This is a genomic window from Umezawaea sp. NPDC059074 (assembly GCF_042738955.1).
Lineage (GTDB): Bacteria > Actinomycetota > Actinomycetes > Mycobacteriales > Pseudonocardiaceae > Umezawaea.
The window spans coordinates 42,414-63,292 of the sequence record NZ_JBHYHC010000008.1 but is presented as its reverse complement, the minus strand read 5'-3'; the positions used below and the strand labels follow the sequence as shown (position 1 = coordinate 63,292).

Annotated in this window: 23 protein-coding genes; 6 read left to right on the top strand and 17 right to left on the bottom strand. The window is 71.7% G+C overall.

Annotated features, from left to right (window positions below):
- Positions 1 to 242: 242 nt before the first annotated feature.
- Entirely contained in the window at positions 243 to 1,376 is a 1,134-nt protein-coding gene (locus ACFWW9_RS06215) for a GuaB3 family IMP dehydrogenase-related protein (RefSeq protein ID WP_390372159.1), read from the bottom strand.
- 11 nt (positions 1,377 to 1,387) lie between these two features.
- A complete protein-coding gene (gene guaB / locus ACFWW9_RS06210) occupies positions 1,388 to 2,899 on the bottom strand; it encodes an IMP dehydrogenase (protein ID WP_390372156.1) in 1,512 nt (503 codons plus the stop codon).
- A 160-nt stretch (positions 2,900 to 3,059) separates the two neighbouring features.
- Between guaB and ACFWW9_RS06205 the strand changes: the two genes are divergently transcribed.
- Positions 3,060 to 3,449, top strand: coding sequence for a DUF5319 domain-containing protein (locus tag ACFWW9_RS06205; protein WP_390372154.1), 390 nt, complete (start codon positions 3,060 to 3,062; stop codon positions 3,447 to 3,449).
- Positions 3,450 to 3,509: 60 nt separating this feature from the next.
- On the opposite strand, the gene ACFWW9_RS06200 is transcribed toward ACFWW9_RS06205, so the two are convergent.
- From ACFWW9_RS06200 to ACFWW9_RS06180, 5 genes are all read right to left on the bottom strand, one after another.
- Positions 3,510 to 4,427, bottom strand: coding sequence for an anti-sigma-D factor RsdA (locus tag ACFWW9_RS06200; RefSeq protein ID WP_390372152.1), 918 nt, complete (start codon positions 4,425 to 4,427; stop codon positions 3,510 to 3,512).
- On the bottom strand, positions 4,428 to 5,000 hold the full coding sequence (locus ACFWW9_RS06195) for a sigma-70 family RNA polymerase sigma factor (protein ID WP_390372326.1): 573 nt from the start codon (positions 4,998 to 5,000) through the stop codon (positions 4,428 to 4,430).
- Between the two features lie 224 nt (positions 5,001 to 5,224).
- A complete protein-coding gene (locus ACFWW9_RS06190) occupies positions 5,225 to 5,821 on the bottom strand; it encodes a response regulator transcription factor (protein WP_015805222.1) in 597 nt (198 codons plus the stop codon).
- Between the two features lie 80 nt (positions 5,822 to 5,901).
- A complete protein-coding gene (locus ACFWW9_RS06185) occupies positions 5,902 to 6,795 on the bottom strand; it encodes a hypothetical protein (protein ID WP_390372149.1) in 894 nt (297 codons plus the stop codon).
- Between the two features lie 31 nt (positions 6,796 to 6,826).
- Positions 6,827 to 7,843 carry a MerR family transcriptional regulator gene (locus ACFWW9_RS06180; protein WP_390372324.1) on the bottom strand — a complete coding sequence of 339 codons (1,017 nt, stop codon included), beginning with the start codon at positions 7,841 to 7,843 and terminating at the stop codon, positions 6,827 to 6,829.
- A gap of 201 nt (positions 7,844 to 8,044) precedes the next feature.
- On the opposite strand from ACFWW9_RS06180, the gene ACFWW9_RS06175 reads away from it, so the two are divergent.
- The gene (locus ACFWW9_RS06175; protein WP_259627765.1) at positions 8,045 to 8,341 is read left to right on the top strand and encodes a WhiB family transcriptional regulator; all 297 of its coding nucleotides are present in this window, start codon (positions 8,045 to 8,047) and stop codon (positions 8,339 to 8,341) included.
- Positions 8,342 to 8,634: 293 nt separating this feature from the next.
- Here ACFWW9_RS06175 and ACFWW9_RS06170 read toward each other — a convergent pair whose 3' ends face one another.
- The 7 genes from ACFWW9_RS06170 to tsaB form a co-directional block, all read right to left on the bottom strand.
- Entirely contained in the window at positions 8,635 to 9,168 is a 534-nt protein-coding gene (locus ACFWW9_RS06170; protein ID WP_390372145.1) for a hypothetical protein, read from the bottom strand.
- Complete coding sequence (locus tag ACFWW9_RS06165; RefSeq protein WP_390372142.1) at positions 9,161 to 9,733, bottom strand: RNA polymerase sigma factor; 573 nt, start codon at positions 9,731 to 9,733, stop codon at positions 9,161 to 9,163. Before ACFWW9_RS06165 ends, ACFWW9_RS06170 begins: the two co-directional genes overlap by 8 nt.
- Positions 9,734 to 10,291: 558 nt before the next feature.
- Positions 10,292 to 11,911, bottom strand: coding sequence for a chaperonin GroEL (gene groL / locus ACFWW9_RS06160; protein WP_390372139.1), 1,620 nt, complete (start codon positions 11,909 to 11,911; stop codon positions 10,292 to 10,294).
- Positions 11,912 to 11,989: 78 nt separating this feature from the next.
- Positions 11,990 to 12,304, bottom strand: coding sequence for a co-chaperone GroES (gene groES / locus ACFWW9_RS06155; RefSeq protein ID WP_245886307.1), 315 nt, complete (start codon positions 12,302 to 12,304; stop codon positions 11,990 to 11,992).
- 200 nt (positions 12,305 to 12,504) lie between these two features.
- Complete coding sequence (gene tsaD / locus ACFWW9_RS06150) at positions 12,505 to 13,557, bottom strand: tRNA (adenosine(37)-N6)-threonylcarbamoyltransferase complex transferase subunit TsaD (RefSeq protein WP_390372135.1); 1,053 nt, start codon at positions 13,555 to 13,557, stop codon at positions 12,505 to 12,507.
- Positions 13,554 to 14,039 (bottom strand): ribosomal protein S18-alanine N-acetyltransferase, encoded by a 486-nt coding sequence (gene rimI, locus ACFWW9_RS06145; protein WP_390372133.1) that lies wholly within the window; start codon positions 14,037 to 14,039, stop codon positions 13,554 to 13,556. Before rimI ends, tsaD begins: the two co-directional genes overlap by 4 nt.
- On the bottom strand, positions 14,036 to 14,710 hold the full coding sequence (gene tsaB, locus ACFWW9_RS06140) for a tRNA (adenosine(37)-N6)-threonylcarbamoyltransferase complex dimerization subunit type 1 TsaB (protein ID WP_390372131.1): 675 nt from the start codon (positions 14,708 to 14,710) through the stop codon (positions 14,036 to 14,038). Before tsaB ends, rimI begins: the two co-directional genes overlap by 4 nt.
- Positions 14,711 to 14,795: 85 nt before the next feature.
- On the opposite strand from tsaB, the gene ACFWW9_RS06135 reads away from it, so the two are divergent.
- Genes ACFWW9_RS06135 through ACFWW9_RS06120 form a run of 4 tightly spaced genes read left to right on the top strand, consistent with a single transcriptional unit; the run spans position 14,796 to position 18,188 of the window.
- Entirely contained in the window at positions 14,796 to 15,221 is a 426-nt protein-coding gene (locus ACFWW9_RS06135) for a MerR family transcriptional regulator (protein ID WP_390372130.1), read from the top strand.
- Positions 15,187 to 15,510 (top strand): thioredoxin, encoded by a 324-nt coding sequence (gene trxA / locus ACFWW9_RS06130; RefSeq protein ID WP_390372128.1) that lies wholly within the window; start codon positions 15,187 to 15,189, stop codon positions 15,508 to 15,510. Before ACFWW9_RS06135 ends, trxA begins: the two co-directional genes overlap by 35 nt.
- 36 nt (positions 15,511 to 15,546) lie before the next feature.
- Positions 15,547 to 16,956 (top strand): acyl-CoA synthetase, encoded by a 1,410-nt coding sequence (locus ACFWW9_RS06125; protein ID WP_390372125.1) that lies wholly within the window; start codon positions 15,547 to 15,549, stop codon positions 16,954 to 16,956.
- Positions 16,957 to 16,961: 5 nt separating this feature from the next.
- Positions 16,962 to 18,188, top strand: a complete 1,227-nt coding sequence (locus ACFWW9_RS06120) for a carboxyl transferase domain-containing protein (protein WP_390372123.1) — start codon at positions 16,962 to 16,964, stop codon at positions 18,186 to 18,188.
- Here ACFWW9_RS06120 and tsaE read toward each other — a convergent pair.
- The 3 genes from tsaE to alr are packed head-to-tail and all read right to left on the bottom strand — an operon-like array spanning position 18,185 to position 20,876.
- Positions 18,185 to 18,661 carry a tRNA (adenosine(37)-N6)-threonylcarbamoyltransferase complex ATPase subunit type 1 TsaE gene (tsaE, locus tag ACFWW9_RS06115; protein WP_390372120.1) on the bottom strand — a complete coding sequence of 159 codons (477 nt, stop codon included), beginning with the start codon at positions 18,659 to 18,661 and terminating at the stop codon, positions 18,185 to 18,187. The genes ACFWW9_RS06120 and tsaE overlap by 4 nt on opposite strands.
- A complete protein-coding gene (locus tag ACFWW9_RS06110; RefSeq protein WP_390372117.1) occupies positions 18,643 to 19,743 on the bottom strand; it encodes an alpha/beta fold hydrolase in 1,101 nt (366 codons plus the stop codon). Before ACFWW9_RS06110 ends, tsaE begins: the two co-directional genes overlap by 19 nt.
- The gene (gene alr, locus ACFWW9_RS06105; RefSeq protein WP_390372115.1) at positions 19,740 to 20,876 is read right to left on the bottom strand and encodes an alanine racemase; all 1,137 of its coding nucleotides are present in this window, start codon (positions 20,874 to 20,876) and stop codon (positions 19,740 to 19,742) included. Before alr ends, ACFWW9_RS06110 begins: the two co-directional genes overlap by 4 nt.
- Between the last annotated feature and the right edge of the window lie 3 nt (positions 20,877 to 20,879).

Sequence of the window (20,879 nt, the reverse complement as noted above, 5' to 3'; positions counted from 1 at the left end):
GCTGTGGCCGATTTGATTTGGAGCCCCTAGATTTGCCCCTTGATCGGGCCAAAAGGCAGTGCCCCAAAGCCCTGCCCGATCTCCAATTTTAAGGGGCAAATCCCCCAAATAAAATCGGCCACGTTCCAACCAGTCCCTGCCTGCGCCGACGTGGTCGACAAAGCAATGGGCACCTCCCGAGATGCTTGGAAGGTGCCCATTGCTTTTATCTTTTCAAAAATTCTTCTTTTAAATTCTTGTCGTTAGCCTCGGATGGTGAGGCCGACCTTTTGGAATTCCTTCAGGTCCGAGTAGCCGGACTTGGCCATTGCCCTGCGCAGGGAGCCGAACAGGTTGGTGACGCCGCGCGGGTCCACGGACGGGCCGAAGAGGAGCGTGCGGAGGTCTACTTCCTGGTCCACGCCGGGTGAGACGAAGCTGCGTGGGACTGACGGGTGGGCCGAGGCTGCCGTCCAGTAGAGGCCCTGGCCGGGGGCTTCCGTGGCGGAGGCCAGTGGTTCGCCGAGCATGACCGCGTCCGCGCCGCAGGCGATGGACTTCGCGATGTCGCCGCTGGTCAGGGCACCGCCGTCGGCGATGACGTGGACGTAGCGGCCGCCGGTCTCGTCGAGGTAGTCGCGCCTTGCCGCTGCCGCGTCGGCGATTGCCGTCGCCATGGGGACGCCGATGCCGAGCACCGAGTCCGTCGTGGTGACGCCGGGGGTGTAGCCGTAGCCGACGATGACGCCTGCCGCGCCGGTGCGCATCAGGTGCATCGCCGTGCGGTAGTCGCCCACGCCGCCCGCGATCACCGGGACCTCGAGGTCGGCGATGAACGACTTGAGGTTGAGCGGTTCGCCGTCGCGGAGGACGTGTTCCGCGGAGATGATCGTGCCCTGCACGACCAGGATCTCCACGCCCGCGGCGAGGAGGTCCGGGGTCAGTTCAGCGGCTCGCTGGGGGCTGACGCGGACCGCCACCGTGACGCCCGAGTCGCGGACCTCCTTGATGGCGGCCGCCACCAGGTCGATGCGGACCGGGGCGGAGTGGAGTTCCTGGAGGACCTTGACCGGGGCTCCGGGGTCGTCCGTGTCCTCCGTGGCCTCGACCAGGCGGAAGAGGGCCTCCTCCACGTTGGCGTGCCTGGCCCAGAGGCCCTCCGCGTTGAGCACGCCCAAGCCGCCCAGTTCGCCAACCGCCACGGCCGTGCCCGGCGACACGATGGCGTCGGTCGGGTGGGTGATGAGCGGGATGTCGAAGCGGTAGGCGTCGATCTGCCAACTCGTCGAGACGTCCTTCGACGAACGCGTCCGCCGGGAGGGGATGATCTCGATGTCGTCCAGCTCGTAGGCCCGCCTCGCGGTCCGGCCCATGCCGATCTCGACCAGATCGCGCACTTTTGATCCTCTCAGCGGGTGGTGTAGTTGGGGGCTTCGACGGTCATCGTGATGTCGTGCGGGTGGCTTTCCTTCAGGCCCGCCGCGGTGATCCGGACGAGCTGCGCGTTCTGCAGCTCCGGGATCGTGCGGGAACCCGTGTAGCCCATCGCCATGCGGAGGCCGCCGACGAGCTGGTACGCCACCTGCGCGAGCGGGCCGCGGAACGGGGTGCGGCCCTCGATGCCCTCCGGCACGAGCTTGTCCTCGGACAGCACGTCGTCCTGGAAGTAGCGGTCCTTCGAGTACGACTTGGTGTCGCCCCGACCGGACATCGCGGCGAGCGAACCCATGCCGCGGTAGGTCTTGAACTGCTTGCCGTTGACCAGGATCAGGTCACCGGGGGCCTCGGCGGTGCCCGCGACCAGGCTGCCGACCATGACGGCGCTCGCACCGGCCGCGATGGCCTTCGCGATGTCGCCGGAGTACTGGATGCCGCCGTCGCCGATCACCGGCACGCCCGCCGGGCGGCACGCGAGGTACGCCTCGTGGATCGCGGTGATCTGCGGGACGCCGACACCGGCGACCACGCGGGTCGTGCAGATGGAGCCGGGGCCGACGCCGACCTTCACGCCGTCCGCGCCCGCGTCGACCAGCGCCTGCGCGCCGAGGCGGGTGGCGATGTTGCCGCCGACCACGTCCACGGTGTCGCCCAGTTCCTTCTTGAGCTTCGAGACCATCTCCAGCACGCCGCGCGAGTGGCCGTGCGCGGTGTCGACCATGAGCACGTCGATGCCCGCGTCGGCCAGCGTCATCGAGCGCGCGAACGCGTCGTCGCCGACACCCACGGCGGCGGCGCACAGCAGCCTGCCGTCGGGGTCCTTCGAGGCCAGCGGGTACTGCTCGGTCTTGACGAAGTCCTTGACCGTGATCAGGCCGCGGAGCTTGCCGTCGCCGTCCACGATCGGCAGCTTCTCGATCTTGTGGCGACGCAGCAGGCCCAGCGCGGCCTCGGCCGACACGCCGACCTGCGCGGTGACCAGCGGGCCCTTGGTCATGACCTCGCTGACCTTGCGCTTGTGGTCCACCTCGAAGCGCATGTCGCGGTTGGTGATGATGCCGACGAGCTTCCCGGACGGGTCCGTCACGGGGACGCCGGAGATCCGGTACCGGGCGCACAGGTCGTCCACGTGCGCGATCGTGTCCTCGGGCGTGCAGGTCACCGGGTCGGTCACCATGCCCGCCTCGGAGCGCTTCACGGTCTCGGCCTGGCTGGCCTGGTCCTCGATCGAGAGGTTGCGGTGCAGCACGCCGATACCGCCCTGGCGGGCCATCGAGATGGCCATCCGCGCCTCGGTCACGGTGTCCATCGCGGCGGAGGCCAGCGGGATCCGCAGCGTGATGTTGCGGGAGATCCGGGTGCTGGTGTCGACGTTGCTGGGCACGACGTCGGATTCCGCAGGCTGCAACAGGACGTCATCGAAGGTCAGTCCCAGCATCGCGAACTTGCTCGGGACTCCGTCAACGTTGAGCTCGCTGGTCATAGCGGGTGACAAGCCTTCCGTCGTGCTGCGGTCCCACCGCGAGCGGATCGGGCTTCCGCTTGGGGGCAGCATCTGATTCTCGACCCTGCTGGCAGGTCTGGGGCGTTCACGTCATGGTATCTGGGCGGTCGGGTCGTCCCGCCCGGTACCGTGCGGGGTCGTGCCGCACGACGCCTTGCCACCAGACCCCTTCGCCGAGGATCCGGAAGATCCCGCGAAGGCCATGGTCGAGCCAGAAGAAGACCACGAGCACTCCGAGATGGGCGACGAGGAACGCGCCGAACTCGTGGGTGACCTGAGCGACCTCGCCGTGTACCAAGCGCTGCTGGAACCCAGTGGTGTGCGGGGAATCGTGGTGGACTGCGGCGAATGCGAGGAGCCGCACTTCCACGACTGGGCGCTCCTGCGCGCCAGCCTGGAGCAGCTGCTCAACGACGGCCACATGCGGCCGCACGAGCCCGCGTACGACCCGGACCCGACCTCGTACGTCACGTGGGAGTACTGCCGCGGGTACGCCGACGGGGTCACCGCGAGCGAGAGCGCCCGCTGACGGTGTGACGAAGCCCGCCCCGGAAACCGGGGCGGGCTTCGTCACATCTCGGGTCTCGGGCTACGAGGTCGGGGTGATGTTCTCCGACCGCACCGTGGCTCCGCCCGTCGACGCGCCGGTGTCCTCCGGCGGCGGGGGCGGCGGAGTGCTGCTGGACGTCGTCGGCGGGGGCGGCGAGGGCGTGGTGGTCGTCGTCGAGGTCGACGTCGACGTGTCGACCGTCGTGGTGTCCTGCGCGCTCGTGGTCGTCGGGTCCGTGGACCTCGTCGGCTTCGGCTTCTTCGTCGTGGTCTGCGGGGTGCCCGGCGTGGTCGGCGTCGTGCTGATCAGCTCGTCCAGCAGCGCCGTGTGCTTCTCGGACAGGACCACGTGGCCGTCGTCGGCGGACACCTTCGGCAGGGCGACGCCCGCCTTGTCCAGCGCGTCCTTGGCCTCGTTGACCTTGCCCTCGCGCAGCGCGGCGCGGGCGGCGTCCAGGTCGCTGTTCACGGCGACGGCGGCCTCGACCGACTGGGCGTGGTCGGAGTACAGCACGCGGGTGAGGCCCCACAGCGGGTCGCCGGGCTGGGCGTCGCGGGCCACCAGGCTGACGCCGGTGAACGCGATCGCCAGGATCGCGGCGGCGCTGGCGAGCGGGATGAGGAACCGGTGCCGGGACCGGGGCGTCGGACGGGCGGCCTCGATCGTGGCGAGCGCGGTGTCCGTGTCCACCAGGTCCGAGATGGCCTGGCTGTCCACGTCGTGCCGCCACGCCAGCAGCATCGCGTTGAGGTCGTCCTGGACGAGGTCGCCGACGCGCTCCGGGTCCTTGCCGCCGAGCGCGTCGAGCAGCGCGTCGTCGGCCTGGATGCCGGACAGGTCACCGGCGGCGAACGCGTCGCCGCCCGAGTCCGCCGACTGATCGTCCGAAGGGAGGGGATCTCTCCCGTGCTGTCCGCGCACGACTTCTCCGTTGTCCTTCTCGTGCTGGTCGGCCACTCAGACCACCTCCTCGGCTGCCAACGTCTTGCGAAGCCTGGACAGCGCGCGGTGCTGCGCCACCCTGACCGCTCCGGGAGTCGACCCGACCGCGTCCGCGGTCTCCTCGGCCGACAACCCGACCACCACCCGGAGCAGGAGGATCTCCCGCTGCTTCTCGGGTAGGACTCGCAAGAGCTGGGCCATCTGCCCGGTGAGTTCGCCTTGCATGGCGCGCTGTTCAGGACCCGCTTCGGTCTCGGGCGCGTCCGGCACTTCCGGAACCGGTTCGGAACGGTTGCGCGCGGCGGACCGATGCGAGTCGGCCACCTTGTGCGCGGCGATCCCGTACACGAACGCGAGGAAGGGCCGACCTTGGTCGCGGTAGCTGGGCAGGGCCGTCAACACCGCGAGACACACCTCCTGGGCCACGTCGTCCGCCGAAGCGAAAGACCTTTCCTGTCTTCCGACTCGGGCGCGGCAGTACCGCACCACCAAGGGACGGATCGAAGCCAACAGGCGCTCAGTGGCAGGCCTGTCGCCTCCGACGGCCGCGCCTACTTCGGCGTCCAGTCCGTCCCCCAAGTTGGTCATCGCAGACAGCAGCCCCGGTGTTACGCCTAGGCGTATCGACAACAAACAGCACGCGACGATCGACGTCACCCGTACTGGTGACCCACACCGTACCGGCAGGGTGGGCAAATGGCGGAAGGAGGGGCCTAACCAGCCCCTCTGACCAGCGCGACGCGCACAACCGTATCCAGCCCGGCGACAAGTCACCGGGCTGGATGAGGATACCCGCGATCGTGGGTCGTGATCTAGGACACGAGACCGCGGCGGAAGCCGTGGGCGACCGCCTGGGCGCGGTCGCGGACACCCAGCTTGCGGAACAACCTCCGCGCGTGGGTCTTCACGGTGTCCTCGGACAGGTAGAGCTCGCGCCCGATCTGACCGTTGCTCTTGCCCTGGCTCATGCCGCGCAGCACCTGGAGCTCGCGCTCCGTGAGCTGGACACCGGGATCCGAGGGCTGACGAGGGGCAGGCACCGACGTGCTCGCGAGGGTGTGGGCCAGCGCGGCCACCAGCTCGGGACGGGAAGCGTCCCAGCGGAGGTAACCGCGGGCGCCACCCGCGATCGCGGCGGCGATGCTGCCCGCGTCGTCCGGGGCACCGAACACGATGACGTTGGCCTGCGGGTTGGCCGAGACGAGCCGCCGGGTTGCTTCGACACCGGTCGGGACGGCGCGCTGGGTACCTACCAGCACGACGTCGACAGGCTGACGTGAAAAGCGAGCCAACAACTCGTCACCGTGCGCTACGCAATCAATGCGACTAACCCCGGGGACGGCCGACATGACACGGGTGAGGCCCTCCCGCACGCTGCGCCGGTCGTCGCAAATAAGGACCGTAGTCACGGGGACTCCTTCCTGCAGCCGAGTGACGTTTCATCTCCCCTATCGGACGCTGGAGGCCCAACCTTGACACGATCCGGTGCTTAATCCGTCAAGAACTTCGACCAGGGGTCTGCGTTCGGGGGTTCCCCGGAACGGAGCAGCGCCGTCGGCACCCAGGGCGAGTCGAGGGCCAACCGCCGCCCGATCGGATCAGCTCGGCGTAACACGCAGCTCAGAGCCTCGGTAGCCCGTACGGGAGGATTACCCGCCGCAGATGGGTCATGCTCGACGAGCACGAATGCCGTCGGCCAGATCAACGACCACAGGTCTCGTTTGGTAATGTGAGTTAGGTCACACTCGAGTAGCTCAACCCCGCGAGCCACCCCGTCGGCGGTCCCCCACACGACCAACGACGTCCCCAGAACGAGGTCGGACTTCAGCGCGTGGCGCACGGCCCCCGCCTCGCGGGCGGTCCTCGCGGCGGCCTCGGCGGGCGCGACGGCCCGGTCCGCGTGACCCTCCGCTAGTTCGATCTCCGCCGCCACCCACCCGTGGCGCACCTCGGTCCGCCAGCACGTGGGCTCCACCCTGGCGTGCAGCAGCCGCGCCTCACGCGTCCTACCAGCGCCGATGGCGTCCGCCGCGAGCCCGAGCAGGGCGTCCGCGCGGGCGCCCGCGACATCCACCCCGTCGGGGTCGGCCGGGCCGGACGTCGGCGCGGTCGCCAGCGCACGGGCGTCGAGGCCGCGCGCGACGGCGTGACCGCCCAACTGGCGGCGGTGCGAGGCGAGCGTGGAGGCGGCCAACGAGGCGACGACGCGGTCCCGGTCGCCCAGCAGCCCGCCCAAGGCCGTGGCCGCGGCGGCGTAGTGGCCCTGGCCCCCGAGGACCACCGCGGCCAGCCAGCGGTCCCTCGCGGACCCCTCCGCGAGGGTGCTCCAGACGGGTGTCTCCGGGCAGTCCCCGAACGCCGCGCGTCTCAACTGGTCGTCCACGGTTACATCGTGCCGGGTTCCGACGACTCAGTCAGCAGACCGCCTGCTCGATCACGGCGGCCGCCGTGCCCAGGTCATCGATCCGCTCGGCCGTGGACGGGACGACACCCCGTTCCCAGCCGGGGCCGCCCACGAACAGGCGAGTCCGCTGCCTCGTTCGTGGCAACGCCGCGAGCGCCCCCGGATCGGCGTAGCGCGGCAGCTGCGCCCAGAGCACCACGGCGGCGGGCGCGACGCGCCGCACGGCGGACCGCAGCGCCTCGGCGGGCAGCGCCGCGCCGAGCTGACGAATCCCCACCCCGCGCTGCGACAGGACCGCCGCCAACGGGTACAGCGGGATGTTGTGGCGCTCGTCCGGCATGCACGCCAGCAGCACCGGGCGGTGGTTGCGGGGAGTGGTCACCACGGGCGTCACGCGGATCATCGCGGCGAGCACGCACTCGTTCAGGAGGTGCGACACCTCGACGCCCGCGCCCGAGTGCTCCCACCGCGCGGCCATCGCGCCGAGCAGCGGCCGCACCACCTCGTCCCACGTGGTGATCACGCCGTCCTCGCCGAGCGAGTCGGCCAGGATCTGCTGCGCGGCGGCGGAGTCCATCGCCAGCACCGCCCGGCCGAGACCCCGCGCGCGACGGCCCGCCCCCGGCATCCGCAGCCCGCGACCACCGCTGCCCGCCCCGACCTCGCCACCGGTCAACACCGGTTCCGGGGCCTCCGCGACCGACGACGTCGACCGGGGCGCGGGCACCCGCTCGGCGAGCGCGTACTTGGCGGCCTCCGCCGACGACGCCCCCCGCAGCAGGGCCCGCTGCATCAACTCCAAGCGGGCGATGTCACCCGGCGCGTACTTCCGGTGTCGCCCGGTCGTGTGATCACTGGGTCCGAGGCCGTAACGGCGGTCCCACGTCCGGAGAGTCGCCGGAGCCACCCCGAGCCGACGGGCGACCGCGGCCACCGACAACACCAGCCGATCGACCGGATCCTCTTCCGCAGCGCCGGATTCCGGCTCACCGCCGGTCGGCGCGGCGGGATGTTCCGGATGCGTCATCACGCGGTCATCGTCCGGTCACGGAGCCCTCGCGGCAACTCCGGCGGGTGAGTGCCCGAGCACCGGGCGATCACCCATCGGCTGAATAACCGGCTTTCTGGTGCTCGACCCCTTGAACAAGTTTTGGCGCGGTTCTACGGTGGATCAACATTAAGCCGAATGGAGCAGTCCACAGCAGTGGGCCAAGGAGGCGGTCTCGACATGGCGGACACCCGAAGGCTCCCCGGACCCAACGCCGACGTGTGGGACTGGCAGATGACCGGGTCTTGTCGCGGGATGGACAGCGCGTTCTTCTTCCACCCGGACGGGGAACGCGGGCCCGCACGGGCCCGGAGGGAAGCACGGGCCAAGGCGGTCTGCCTCGCCTGCCCCGTGCTGGAGATGTGCCGACGACACGCCCTGGCGGTGCAAGAGCCGTACGGGATCTGGGGCGGGCTGTCGGAGTCGGAACGGGACAACATCATCAAGTCGCGGAAGCGGCAGCTGGCGTTGACCTGAGCGGGACGGCGGGGCGGGTGCTCCGGGCGCGGTCGGCGTGTCGAGGGAGCCGACCGGGCGCGGAGTGCGCGACTCGGTGGTGAAGGGGCGGTTCCTCTGCTGAGGGGCCGCCCTTTCCGCTGTCCGGGGCTCGGCAAGGGGCCCTCTTGCCGAGTCGGTCAACGGGAGCTGGTCAACGCCTTCGGTCGGCGGAAACCGGCCGGCGAGCACTAGTCAGCGTGCTGTCGCCAGCAGAAGCCGGTCAGCACTGTCGATCGGCGGTCGCCGGTCGGTGCTGTCGGCTCGGGTGCCGGTCAGCGCTTCTGCGGCAGGACGCAGGTGGGGGCCGGGTCGTCGACCATGGCGGTCGTCACGGCGACCTGGTCGGGGTTGATCCGCTCGGCGACCAGGAGCAGCGTGCTGCCCTGGGGGATCGAGCTGGGCTGGATGAGGAAGCGGCTGCCCACGAGGTCGGTCGGGGCTCCCGCGCCACCGATCACGAAGGTGTCGCCCGTGACCGTGGACGCGCAGTTGGGGTCCGTCACGACGGCCTTGGCCCGCACCCCCAGCTCGGCGAGCCGGGCGTTGGCGCCGTCCAAGCCCGCTACCTGGGTGAAGGACACCTCCACGTCACCGTTGGACTGGACCTCCACCGCGAACGCGGGCGGTGCGCCGACCCCGCCGGTGGCGGTGAACGCCACCGCCGCCACGGCGGCCACCCCGAACGCGCCGAGCGTGAGCGGCACCGCGCGCCGCTTGGCCGGCCGCACCGTCCGCTCGGCCGTGGCGAGCGCGGAACCGTGCTCGTCGACCAGGTCGGACCACAGGTTCTCCTCGAAACTACCCATAACGCTTCTCCTCTGTGCGCAGTCGGGCACGGGCGCGGAACAACCGGATGCGCAGGGCACCGGAGGAAACCCCCACCGCCGTCGCCGCTTCCTTGGGGGTGAGGCCCGCCAGGTCGACCAGTTCGATCACCGTCTGGTCCAGCGGCGGCAGGGCACGCAGGCGGTCCATGAGCGGTTGGCCCGCTCGTTCGGCGTCGATGCGGCGGACCAGTTCGTCCGCTTCGTCGACGTCGAGGACCCGCCGTCCGGCGTGTCTGCGCGCCGCGTCCTCGCGCCGCGTGGCCTTCTCCAGGGACTGGGCGAAGACGCGGCGCGCGATGGCGAACAGCCATCCGCGAACCGTGCCCTTGGCCGGGTCGAACGTGGCGAACGAGGTCATCGCCTCCACGAAGGTGTCCGCCGTGAGATCGGCGACGGTCTGCGGATCGCTGCTGCGGCGCGCGAAGAACGCCGTGATCCGCTGGGCCTCGGCCCGGTAAACCGCCTCGAACTCAGCGAGCAACCCCTCAGTCGGCACCCGCGGGCCGGATCGGGTCAACGCGTCGGTCGGTTTGTTCACACCCATGACTTGCCCCTCACCCCTCCCACCGTTACGCACCAAGCTCCCCCACCCAGCCCAACCCCACCACCCAACAGCACCAGCCTCCCCTCCCAACACAACGCCCCCGCCCCGTCGACACGCCCCCGTACCGACGAACCGCCCCCGACCCAACGCCCCTGGCTTGAACGGCTCCGTCTCGACGAGACGGTCCCGTATCGACGAAACGGACCCGACGCACGATCACCCGCCATCTGGACAGGACGGTCACGTCCCGACGAGACAGACGCGACCCGACGAGCGGAGCTGGGCAGGCCAGCCTCAACTCGGCTAGGCAAGCGGGCCCTGGAACGGCTGGACTAGATCGGCCTGCCAGAACAAGCCCAGTCCGGCACGAGCTCAGGTGGGCGCGGCTCTGGCGGCGCGCGGTCCGAGTCGGCGCGGTTCGGCGGCGCACGGCCCGGCGGCGCGGCCCTGGCAGCGCGCGACTCGGGAGGTGGGCGGCTCGGGGGTGTGGAAGGCGTGGGCATGCGAAAGGGGCGGCACCGGTGAAGGTGCCGCCCCTTTTGTCGCGTGCTGGTGGAGCTAGTGGCCGTGTCCGTGGCCGTGGCCTGCGGCTGCCGCGGGTTCCTGTTCCTTCTTCTCCACGATGGCGCTCTCCGTGGTGAGCACCATGCGGGCGATGGAGGCCGCGTTGGTGACCGCGCTGCGGGTGACCTTGACCGGGTCGATGATGCCCCAGTCGAGGAGGTCGCCGTAGACCAGCGTGGCGGCGTTGAAGCCGAAGCCCCAGTCGCCTTCGCGGACCTTGTTCACCACGACCGCGCCTTCGAGGCCCGCGTTCGTGGAGATCCAGAACAGCGCCGACGAGAGGGCCTCGCGGACGATCGCGACACCGGTCGCCTCGTCGCCCGTGCGGTCGAGGCCGCCGTCGAGGACCTTCGCGGCGTGCACCAGTGCGGAGCCGCCGCCGGGGACGATGCCCTCCTCGACCGCTGCCTTGGTGGCGGCGACCGCGTCCTCGATGCGGTGCTTCCGCTCCTTCAGCTCGGTCTCGGTGGCGGCGCCGACCTTGATCACGGCGATGCCGCCGGAGAGCTTCGCGAGGCGCTCCTGGAGCTTCTCGCGGTCCCAGTCGGAGTCCGTCGCCTCGATCTCGCGGCGCAACTGCTCCGCGCGACCGGCGATGTCGGCCTTGGAGCCGCCACCGTCGACGATGGTCGTGTTGTCCTTGGACACCACGATGCGGCGGGCGGAGCCCAGCACGTCGAGGCCGACCTCGGACAGCTTCAGGCCCACCTCGGCGGCGATGACCTGGCCGCCGGTGACGACCGCGAGGTCGTCCAGGAACGCCTTGCGGCGGTCGCCGAAGAACGGCGCCTTCACGGCGACGACGCGGAGCGTCTTGCGCAGGGCGTTGACCACCAGGGTGGACAGCGCCTCGCCCTCGACGTCCTCGGCGATCACGACGAGCGACTTGCCGGACTCGGCGACCTTCTCCAGCAGCGGCAGGAAGTCGGCGAGCGCCGAGATCTTCTCGCGGTGCAGCAGGATGAGGGCGTCCTCGAAGACCGCTTCCTGGGCCTCGAGGTCCGTGGCGAAGTGCGCCGAGATGTAGCCCTTGTCGAACTGGACGCCCTCGGTGATCTGCAGCTCGGTGAGCATCGTCGAGGACTCCTCGACGGTGATCACACCGTCCTCGCCGACCTTCTCGATGGCTTCACCGAGGAGGGCGCCGATGGACTCGTCGCGCGAGGACACGGTGCCGACCTGCGCGATGTTCTCGCGGCCCTTCACCGGGGTGGCCTTCGCCTTGAGCGCGTCCACGACGGCGTCGGCGGCGGCCTGGATGCCGAGGCCGAGCGCGGTCGGGTTCGCGCCCGCGGCGACGTTGCGGAGACCGACGCGCACCATGGCCTGCGCGAGCACCGTGGCGGTCGTCGTGCCGTCACCGGCGACGTCGTTGGTCTTGGTCGCGACGGCCTTCGCCAGCTGCGCGCCCAGGTTCTCGAACGGGTCGTCCAGCTCGATCTCGCGAGCGATGGTGACACCGTCGTTGGTGACCGTGGGGCCACCGAACTTCTTGTCGAGGACGACGTGGCGGCCAGCCGGTCCAAGGGTGACCTTGACCGTGTCGGCCAGCTTGTTCACGCCGCGCTCGAGTGCCCGACGAGCGTCCTCGTCGAAGCTGATCTGCTTGGGCATTGCCTAGCCTCTCTTGTGCGAAACGCCCCGGTAGCCCCGGTGTGGGGTCGCCGGGGCGCTTGCGTGTCAGCCGAACGACTAGTTGATGACGGCCAGCACGTCGCGGGCAGAGAGGATGAGGTACTCCTCGCCGTTGTACTTGACCTCGGTGCCGCCGTACTTCGAGTAGATGACGACGTCGCCGACAGCCACGTCCACGGGGACGCGGTTGCCCTTGTCGTCGATTCGGCCCAGGCCGACCGCGATGACCTTGCCCTCCTGGGGCTTCTCCTTCGCGGTGTCCGGGATCACGAGGCCGGAAGCGGTCGTGGTCTCGGCCTCGCTGGCCTGGACGACGATCTTGTCCTCGAGCGGCTTGATGTTCACGCTCACCGGGCTGACCTCCACGGTCATTGAAAGCGTTGGCAGGTGGGTACGGCACCTGCCACCCCGCCGTCGCGGGGGTCGGGGCGGTACTGGCGCCGTGTGATTAGCACTCTACCCACTTGAGTGCCAACGCTTCAACGGAGGGGCGGGCTCGACTGTTCGGGGGAAGCCCCGGAACGCCCCAGCGCTGCGCCGAAGGGGTGGCCTGTGCGCCGGGACACGCCGTCTCAGAACACCTGGATCGTGCTCACCGGCAGGCCCGGAGTCGTGGACAGGTCGATCGGCGACGGCTTCGCGCCCGCCGCCACGAGGTGGGCGCCGATGGCGGCGATCATCGCCCCGTTGTCGCCGCACAGCTTCGGGCGCGGCACGCGCAGGTGGATGCCCGCCTCCGCGCAGCGCTCGGCCGCGAGGCCGGAGATGCGGGAGTTCGCGGCCACGCCGCCCGCGATGACGAGCGTGTCGATGTCCAGGTCCTGGCACGCCCGGATGGCCTTCATCGTGAGGACGTCGGCGACGGCCTCCTGGAACGACGCGGCCACGTCGGCGAGCGGGATCTCCTCGCCCGCGCGCTCGGCCTTCTCGACCCAGCGGGCCACGGACGTCTTCAGCCCGGAGAACGAGAAGTCGTAGCGGGCGTCGCGGGGTCCGGTGAGGCCGCGCGGGAACGCGATGGCGCAGCCGTTGCCGGTCTTGGCGAGCTTGTCGATCGGCGGGCCGCCGGGGTACGGCAGGTCGAGCAGCCGGGCGACCTTGTCGTAGGCCTCGCCCGCCGCGTCGTCGACCGTCGAGCCCAGCTCGGTGATCTTGTGCGCCAGGCCCTCGACCAGCAGGAGCTGGGAGTGGCCGCCGCTGACCAGCAGCGCGAGGCACCGCTCGGGCAGCGGGCCGTGCTGGAGGGTGTCCGCGGCGACGTGGCCCGCGAGGTGGTTCACGCCGTAGAGCGGCTTGCCGAGCGCCGCCGCGTACGCCTTGGCGGCCGAGACGCCGACCAGCAGCGCGCCCGCGAGGCCGGGACCGGCGGTGACGGCGATGGAGTCGATGTCGGACAGGCCGACGCCCGCGATCTCCAGCGAGCGGCGCATGGTCGGGACCATGGCCTCCAGGTGGGCGCGGCTGGCGACCTCGGGGACGACGCCGCCGAACCTGGCGTGCTGCTCGACGCTGGACGCGACCTCGTCGGACAGCAGTTCCACGGCCCCGTCCGGGCCCAGTCGGACGATGCCGACACCGGTCTCGTCGCACGAGCTCTCGATGCCGAGGATGAGCCTGTCGGTCACGGGTTTTCCCTCACAACGGCGGGGCGGGCCATCGTGTGCGCGTCCGCGCCCGACGGCTGGTAGTAGCGGCGGCGCAGGCCGATCTTCTCGAAGCCGTGCGCGACGTAGAGGCCGATGGCGGGGTCGTTGTCCGTGCGGACCTCGAGGAACACCGGGGCGCTCACCTCGTCCGCGCGCTCCAGCAGCGCGCGGAGCAGGCGCTTGCCGACGCCGCCGTGCTGGTAGCCCTGGTCGACGGCGAGGGTGTGGACGCTCGCCTCGAAGTCCGGGTCGCGGCCGGTGATGGCCAGTCCGCCGTAGCCGATGAGCGTGCCGTCGGCGAGGTACGCGCCGAGGTAGTGGTTCCCCACCGCCATCTCGGAGAGGAACGAGGTCGCGCTCCACGGGTCGTCGCCGGGGAACAGCTCGTGCTCGATCTCGACGCAGCGCGGCACGTCCTCGCGGCGCAGCGGCGCGATCGTCACCAGGCCTGCGCCGCTCATGCCCGCGTCACCTTCTTGCGGCCGACGGGCTCGACGGCGTCGGGCCTGCGCAGGTAGAGCGGGGTCAACGGGCCGGGCTCGGCGCCCGCGAGCACCTCGGCGCCGGCCACGGCGACCAGCGCCACCGGCGTCGGGTGGTGCGGTCCGACGACCGGGAAGCCGAGGACGTCGGCGTACAGGGCGGCCCCCTCCCCCACGGCGGAGCGCACGGCGAGGCCGCGGTCGGCCAGGTCGGCGGGGCGGTCGACGCCGGGACCGTCGGTCCGGTGACCGGCGGCGTCGTAGACGGCCCAGTACACCTCCTTGCGGCGCGCGTCGGTGGCGACCAGCAGCGGCTCACCCGTGCCCGCGGCGAGCGCGATGGCGTCCGGGGTCGGCACCGGGTACACCGGGCGGTCCAGCGCCTGGCCCAGCGCGGCGGCCGTGACGAGGCCGACCCGCAGGCCGGTGAACGGGCCGGGGCCCGCGCCGACGACGATCGCGTCCACGTCCGCGAACGTCTTCCCGGCTTCGGCGAGGGCGTCCTGGAGGTGCGGGGTGAGCAGCTCGCCGTGGGCCTTCGCGTCGAGCGTCACCCGCTCGGCGAGGAGTCGGGGCGGCGAATCGGCCGTCAGGTCGACTACACCGGCGGTGACCGCGGGTGTGGCGGTATCGATGGCGAGGACGAGCACGGTTGTCAAGGGTACGGGTGTTCGCGAAGCGGGCTTGCCTTGACGTCGGCGTCAAGGTGGAGCATCGCTGGCGGAGGAGGTCGGGATGCGCATCGGGGAGTTGGCCGAGATGGCCGGGACGACGACCAGGGCGCTGCGCTACTACGAGGCGCAGGGCCTGCTGCCCGCACGGCGGGACGCCAAGGGCCACCGGACCTACGACCGGTCCGACCTGCGGCTGGTCGCCGAGATCCGGTCGCTGACCGGCATCGGGTTCGCGCTGGAGGAGACCCGGCCGTTCGTGGAGTGCCTGCGGACGGGCCACCCGACCGGGGACTCGTGCCCGGCGTCGGTCGCGGTGTACCGGCGCAAGCTGGCCGAGGTCGACGACCTGATCGACCGGATGACGGCGGTGCGCGACCGGCTGCGCGAGCAGCTGGCGCTGGCCGACGTGCCCTTCTCCACGCCCGTGTGCGCGACGAGTGGTGGGAGCGAGCTTGAAGACGACGACTTTGCGGACGCTGACCGATGAGACGTTCGCCGACGCGGTGGGCAGCGGGACGGTGCTGGTCGAGTTCAGCGCCGTGTGGTGCGGGCCGTGCCGGATGATCGAGCCGGTGCTGGAGCAGATCGCCGAGGAGCGGGGTGACGCGCTGACCGTGGCCAAGCTCGACATCGACGCCAACCCGCGGACCGCGCGGGACCTGTCGGTGATGGCCGCGCCGACCCTGCACCTGTACAAGAACGGCGAGCTGGTGGCCCAGATGGTGGGCGCGAAGCCGAAGACGCACCTGGTGGCGTGGCTCGAACCACACTTGTGATGCACGGCGGGCTCGGGGGCCGGCATCGTTTGGCAGATGTTGATCCCCGCGCTCGCCACCGCTGAGATCTCGCTCGACCCTGCAAGCAGGTCTTCGGGAGACGAGATCGCGCTCGACTTCCCCGACAGGACGCTCACCTACCGGGAGCTGGCCGACGAGGCGCGCGCGGTCGCGGGTGGGCTGGCCGGGGTGGAGCGGGTGGCCGTGTGGGCGCACTCCACGGTCGAGGCGGTCGTCGCGATCGTGGGCGCGCTGCTGGCCGGGGTGCCCGTGGTGCCGATCAACCCGAAGATCGGCGAGCGGGAGCTGGCGCACATCATGTCCGACAGCTCGCCGGACCTGGTGCTGGACGGGACGCTGCCGTCCGGGCCGCCGGTCGAGGTGCGGGCGCTCGACCCCGAGACCCCCGCGCTGATCATCTACACGTCCGGGACCACCGGTCCACCCAAGGGCGTCGTGCTCCCCCACCGGGCGCTGACCAGCAACCTCGACTCGCTGGCCACCGCGTGGGAGTGGACGGCCGACGACGTGGTGGTGCACGCGCTGCCGCTGTTCCACGTGCACGGGCTGGGCATCGGCGTGCTCGGGCCGCTGCGGCGCGGCGGGACGGTGAAGCACCTCGGGAAGTTCTCCGTCGCCGCCGCCTCGGAGGCGTTGAGCGGTGGCGGGGTGATGTTCGGCGTGCCGACGATGTACTCGCGGATCGCCGCCGAGGTCGAGGCCGATCCCTCGCTGGCGGCCGGGTTCTCCGCCGCGCGGCTGCTGGTGTCCGGGTCCGCCGCGCTGCCCGCGACGGTGCACGAGCGGATCACCGCGGCCACCGGGCAGCGGGTGGTCGAGCGGTACGGGATGAGCGAGACCCTGATGAACACCAGCGTGCGGGCTGACGGGGACCGGCGGCCGGGGACGGTGGGGCTGCCGTTGGACGGGGTCGAGGTCCGGCTCGCCGGGGAAAACGACACTGCCGACGGCCAGGACAGCGACAGCGCAGGGATCGGCGAGATCGAGGTGCGCGGGCCGAACCTGTTCCTGGAGTACCTGAACCGGCCCGACGCCACGGCCGCCGCGTTCGTCGACGGGTGGTTCCGGACCGGCGACATGGCCGTGCTGGACCCGGACGGGTACGTGCGGATCGTCGGCCGCCGGGCCACGGACCTGATCAAGAGCGGCGGGTACAAGATCGGCGCGGGCGAGATCGAGAACGCCCTGCTGGAGCACCCCGGCGTCGCCGAGGCGGCCGTCACGGGCGAGCCGGACGAGGACCTCGGCGAGCGGATCGTGGCGTGGATCGTGCCCGCCCCCGGCGAGTTCCCGGCCGAGGCCGAGCTGGCCGACCACGTGGCGAGGCTGCTGTCCCCGCACAAGCGGCCGCGGGTGGTGCGGTTCCTGGAAGCGTTGCCGCGCAACGACATGGGCAAGGTCCTCAAGCGTTCCCTCGGAGCGTGATCCCGATGGGCGCGAACCCCCTCGGGTGGGCCGGGTACGGGGCCCAGTTGGGACGGGCCCGGTCGGTCACCGGGGGCGACGAGGCCGTGTCGTGGGAGCGGCGCGGCGACGCCGTGGCGATCTCGTTCGACTTCCGGTTCCTCGGCGGGTCGGTGGGCACGGCCACCGGCGACCTGATCGAGGAGGCGTTCGCGGAAGCCGGGTCCGAGGGGCTGCCGGTGGTGTCGGTGATCGCCACGGGCGGCAGCCGGATGCAGGAGGGGATGGCGTCGCTGCGGCAGTTGCAGCGGATCTCCCACCTGTGCGCGCGGCACGCCGAGGTGGGGCTGCCGCACGTGTCCGTGCTGTGCGACCCGACGACCGGCGGCATCTGGGCGTCGCTGGGCGCGGGGGCGGACGTGGTGCTGGCCGTGCCGGGGGCGCAGGTCGGCTTCGCCGGGTCACGGGTGCGGCCCGGCCCCGATCCCGCGTACACGAGCGAGGGCCAGTTCGACGCGGGCGCGGTGGACCTCGTCGTGGAACCGGCCGAACTGGGCGGCGTGCTCGGGGCGCTGCTGCCGCTGCTGATGGGCGGCGACCTGCGGCCCGCGTCCGTGCCGAGGGCGCTGGGCCTGACCGACCTGCCCGCCGACGGGTGGGCCGCCGTCGAACGGGCCCGCGCCGCGGAACGCCCCCGCGCCGCCGCCTACCTGGACGACTACTTCACCGCGCGGGTCCCGTTCAGCGGCGACCGGGCGGGCGGCGTCGATCCGGGGATGCTGTGCGGGATCGGGCTGCACGAGGGCCGGTCCGTGGTCTACGCGGCGCAGACCGGGACCGCGAACACGCCCGCCGGGTTCCGGACGGCCAGCCGGGTCGTGCGGCTCGCGGACCGGTTGGGACTGCCGGTGTTGACGCTGGTCGACACGCCGGGCGCGGCCAACGACGCCGCCGCCGAACGCGCGGGCGTCGGACCGGCCATCGCCGGGCTGTTCGCCACGATGGCCACCGCGCGGGTGCCCGTCACGACGCTGGTGATCGGCGAGGGCGGCTCCGGCGGTGCGCTGGCGCTGGCCTCGCCCGACCAGACGTGGATCGCACCCGACGCGTACTTCTCGGTGATCGCGCCGGAACTGGCGGCGGCCATCCTGAAGCGCGACCCCGCGCAGGTGGCCGCCACCGCGGACCAGCTCAAGCTCCGCCCGCAGGACCTGGTGGACCTGGGGATCGTCCGCGGGATCGCCGGGCCCTAGGGCAGTTCGCGGTCCACCCACGAGCCGTGCGGGAGCAGGTGGGCCAGGCGCACGTCGTCCTCGCGGCGCTCCAGGCGGATGAGCAGGTGGTCCTCGGAGAGGCGCTCGGCCGCGCCCTCGCCCCACTCGACCGCCACGACGGAGTCGACCAGGTCCGTGTCCAGGTCGAGGTCGTCCAGCTCCTCCAGGTCGCCGCCCAACCGGTAGGCGTCGACGTGGACGAGCGTGATGCCCCGCCCTTCCGGCGCGGGCTCGTGGACGCGCGCGATGACGAACGTCGGCGAGCTGACCCGGCCCGTCACCCCCAGCCCCGCGGCCAGTCCCCGCACCAGCGCCGTCTTGCCCGCGCCCAGCGGTCCAGCCAGGAGCAGCAGGTCACCGCCCCGGAGGAGCTTGCCCAACTGCTCGCCGAACGCCTCGGTGTCCTCCACCAGCGGGAGTTCCAAGGTCTTGTTCACGCTCGTCGCCACCATCGCCGTCGACTTTCGTCCTGCTCGGCGGCGGACCGCCGAATCAAACCGATCAGGTGCCCGGTGACCAGTTCCGGTTGTTCCAGCATGACCATGTGGCCCGCGCCGGGCGCGCGGACCAGTTCGCCGTCTGGCATCTCCTCGGCCATCCGCTCGGCGTGGCTGAACGGCGTGAGCCGGTCCGCGTCGCCGCTGATGACCAGCACCTCGCAGTGGCGGAGGCCCGCCAGCGCGCGGTAGCGGTTGTGCGTCCCCAGGGTCTCCAGGAACTCGGTGAGGACCTTGACGGAGGTCTGGTTGATCATCTTCTCCATCAGGTCCACCAGCAGCGGGCTGACCTTGCGGTCGCCGAACGCCAGCACCCGGATGCCGCCCCAGGTGAGCTTGTCGGCCCGCCTGCGCGCCCACTCGACGAGGCCCGGCTGGAACCCAGCCAGCCTGCCGACACCCAGCGTCACGGGGTTGTAGCGGGACAGCACGGACTTCGACAGGCCCGCGCCGCCGACCGCTCCGGCGGCCGTGCCGACCAGCGCCACGCCGCGCACGCGGTCCGCGAACAGCTCCGGCCGCTGCTCGGCCAGCGCCATGATCGTCATGCCGCCCATCGAGTGGCCGACGAGGACCAGCGGGCCGTCCGGGACGACCGCGCGGATCACCGCGTCCAGGTCGTGGGCCAGCTGCTCGATGGTGCTGCCCTCGGCGGTCGACCGCCCGGAACGGCCGTGGCTGCGCTGGTCGTAGAGGACTTGGCGGACCCGCGGCTCGGTGAGCTTCGCCAGGTCGCGGCGCTGGAAGTGCCAGCAGCGCCGGTCCAGCGCGAAGCCGTGGACCAGGACGACCGTGAGCTCCGGCTCCCCCTTGTCGTTGGGGAGCACCTCCTCGACGGACAGCGGCACGCCGTCGTCCGCGGCGACGGTGGACTCGTGGTCCGGCCGCAGTTCGCCGAGCGGCTCGTCGTCCAGCGGGTCGCCCGCCTGGCGCTCCTGGGACACCTTCTTGCGGTGCGCCGCCGCGCCCACGACCGCGCCCGTGGTGGCCGCGCCGAGGACACCCGCGGCCACGCCGACGGTCTTCCACAGGTTCATGTCTCCACCAGCTCCGGAGCGCCGACGTAGGTGCGGAGCAGGCGGGGGCGGTGCATCCCGGTGACGATCTCGTAGTCGATCGTGCCGGTCAGGTCGGCCCACTCGCGGGCCGTGGGCTCGCCCTGGTCGCCGGGGCCGAACAGCAGCACTTCGTCGCCCTCCTGGACGGGCAGGTCACCGCAGTCGACCATGACCTGGTCCATGCAGACCCGGCCGACGACCGGCAGCCGCCTGCCGCCGATCACGACCTCCATCCGGCCGGAGAGGCTGCGCGGCACGCCGTCCGCGTACCCGGCCGGGACGAGGGCGATCGTCGTGTCGCGCGGGGTCGTCCAGGTCAGGCCGTACGACACGCCCTCGCCCGCCGGGAGGCGCTTGGTCAGCGCCACGCCCGCGCGGAACGTCATGACCGGCTTCAGGTCCAGCGGCACGTGGACGGGGTTGAGGCCGTACGCGGCGATGCCGGGCCGGACGAGGTCGAAGTGCAGGTCCGGGCGGGTGATGAGGGCCGCGGAGTTGGCCAGGTGCCGCAACGGCGTGAGGCCCGCCGCGAGCGCCTGCCGGTAGGCCACGTCGAACCGCTCGGCCTGGAGGCTGATCGACGGGTGGCCGATCTCGTCCGCGCACGCCAGGTGCGACCACACGGCGACGACCCGGACGTCCGGCGTGGCGGCGGCCTCGGCGACCAGCGCGGGCCAGTCGGCGGGCTGGCAGCCGTTGCGGGACAGGCCGGTGTCGATCTTGAGGTGGATCCGGGCGCGCTTGCCGACGCGGGCCGCGGCCTCGGCGATCGTGCGGAGCATCCGCGTGGACGCGACCGAGATGTCCACGTCCGCGGTGACGCCTGCGGCGAAGTCCTCGCCCGGCAGGTCCAGCCACGACAGGACGGGCGCGGTGATGCCCGCCGCGCGCAGGGCCAGCGCCTCGGCCAGCGAGCAGGCGCCCAGCCACGTCGCGCCCGCGGTGAGGGCCGCCCGGCCCATGTCCACGGCGCCGTGGCCGTAGCCGTCGGCCTTGACCACGACCATGGTCGCCGCGCCGGTCCGGTCGGCCAGACCGGCGAGCACAGCGACGTTGCGGCGGAAGGCGGCGAGGTCGATGACGACTTCGGCGCGGGGGGTGGAGGCAGCCATGGC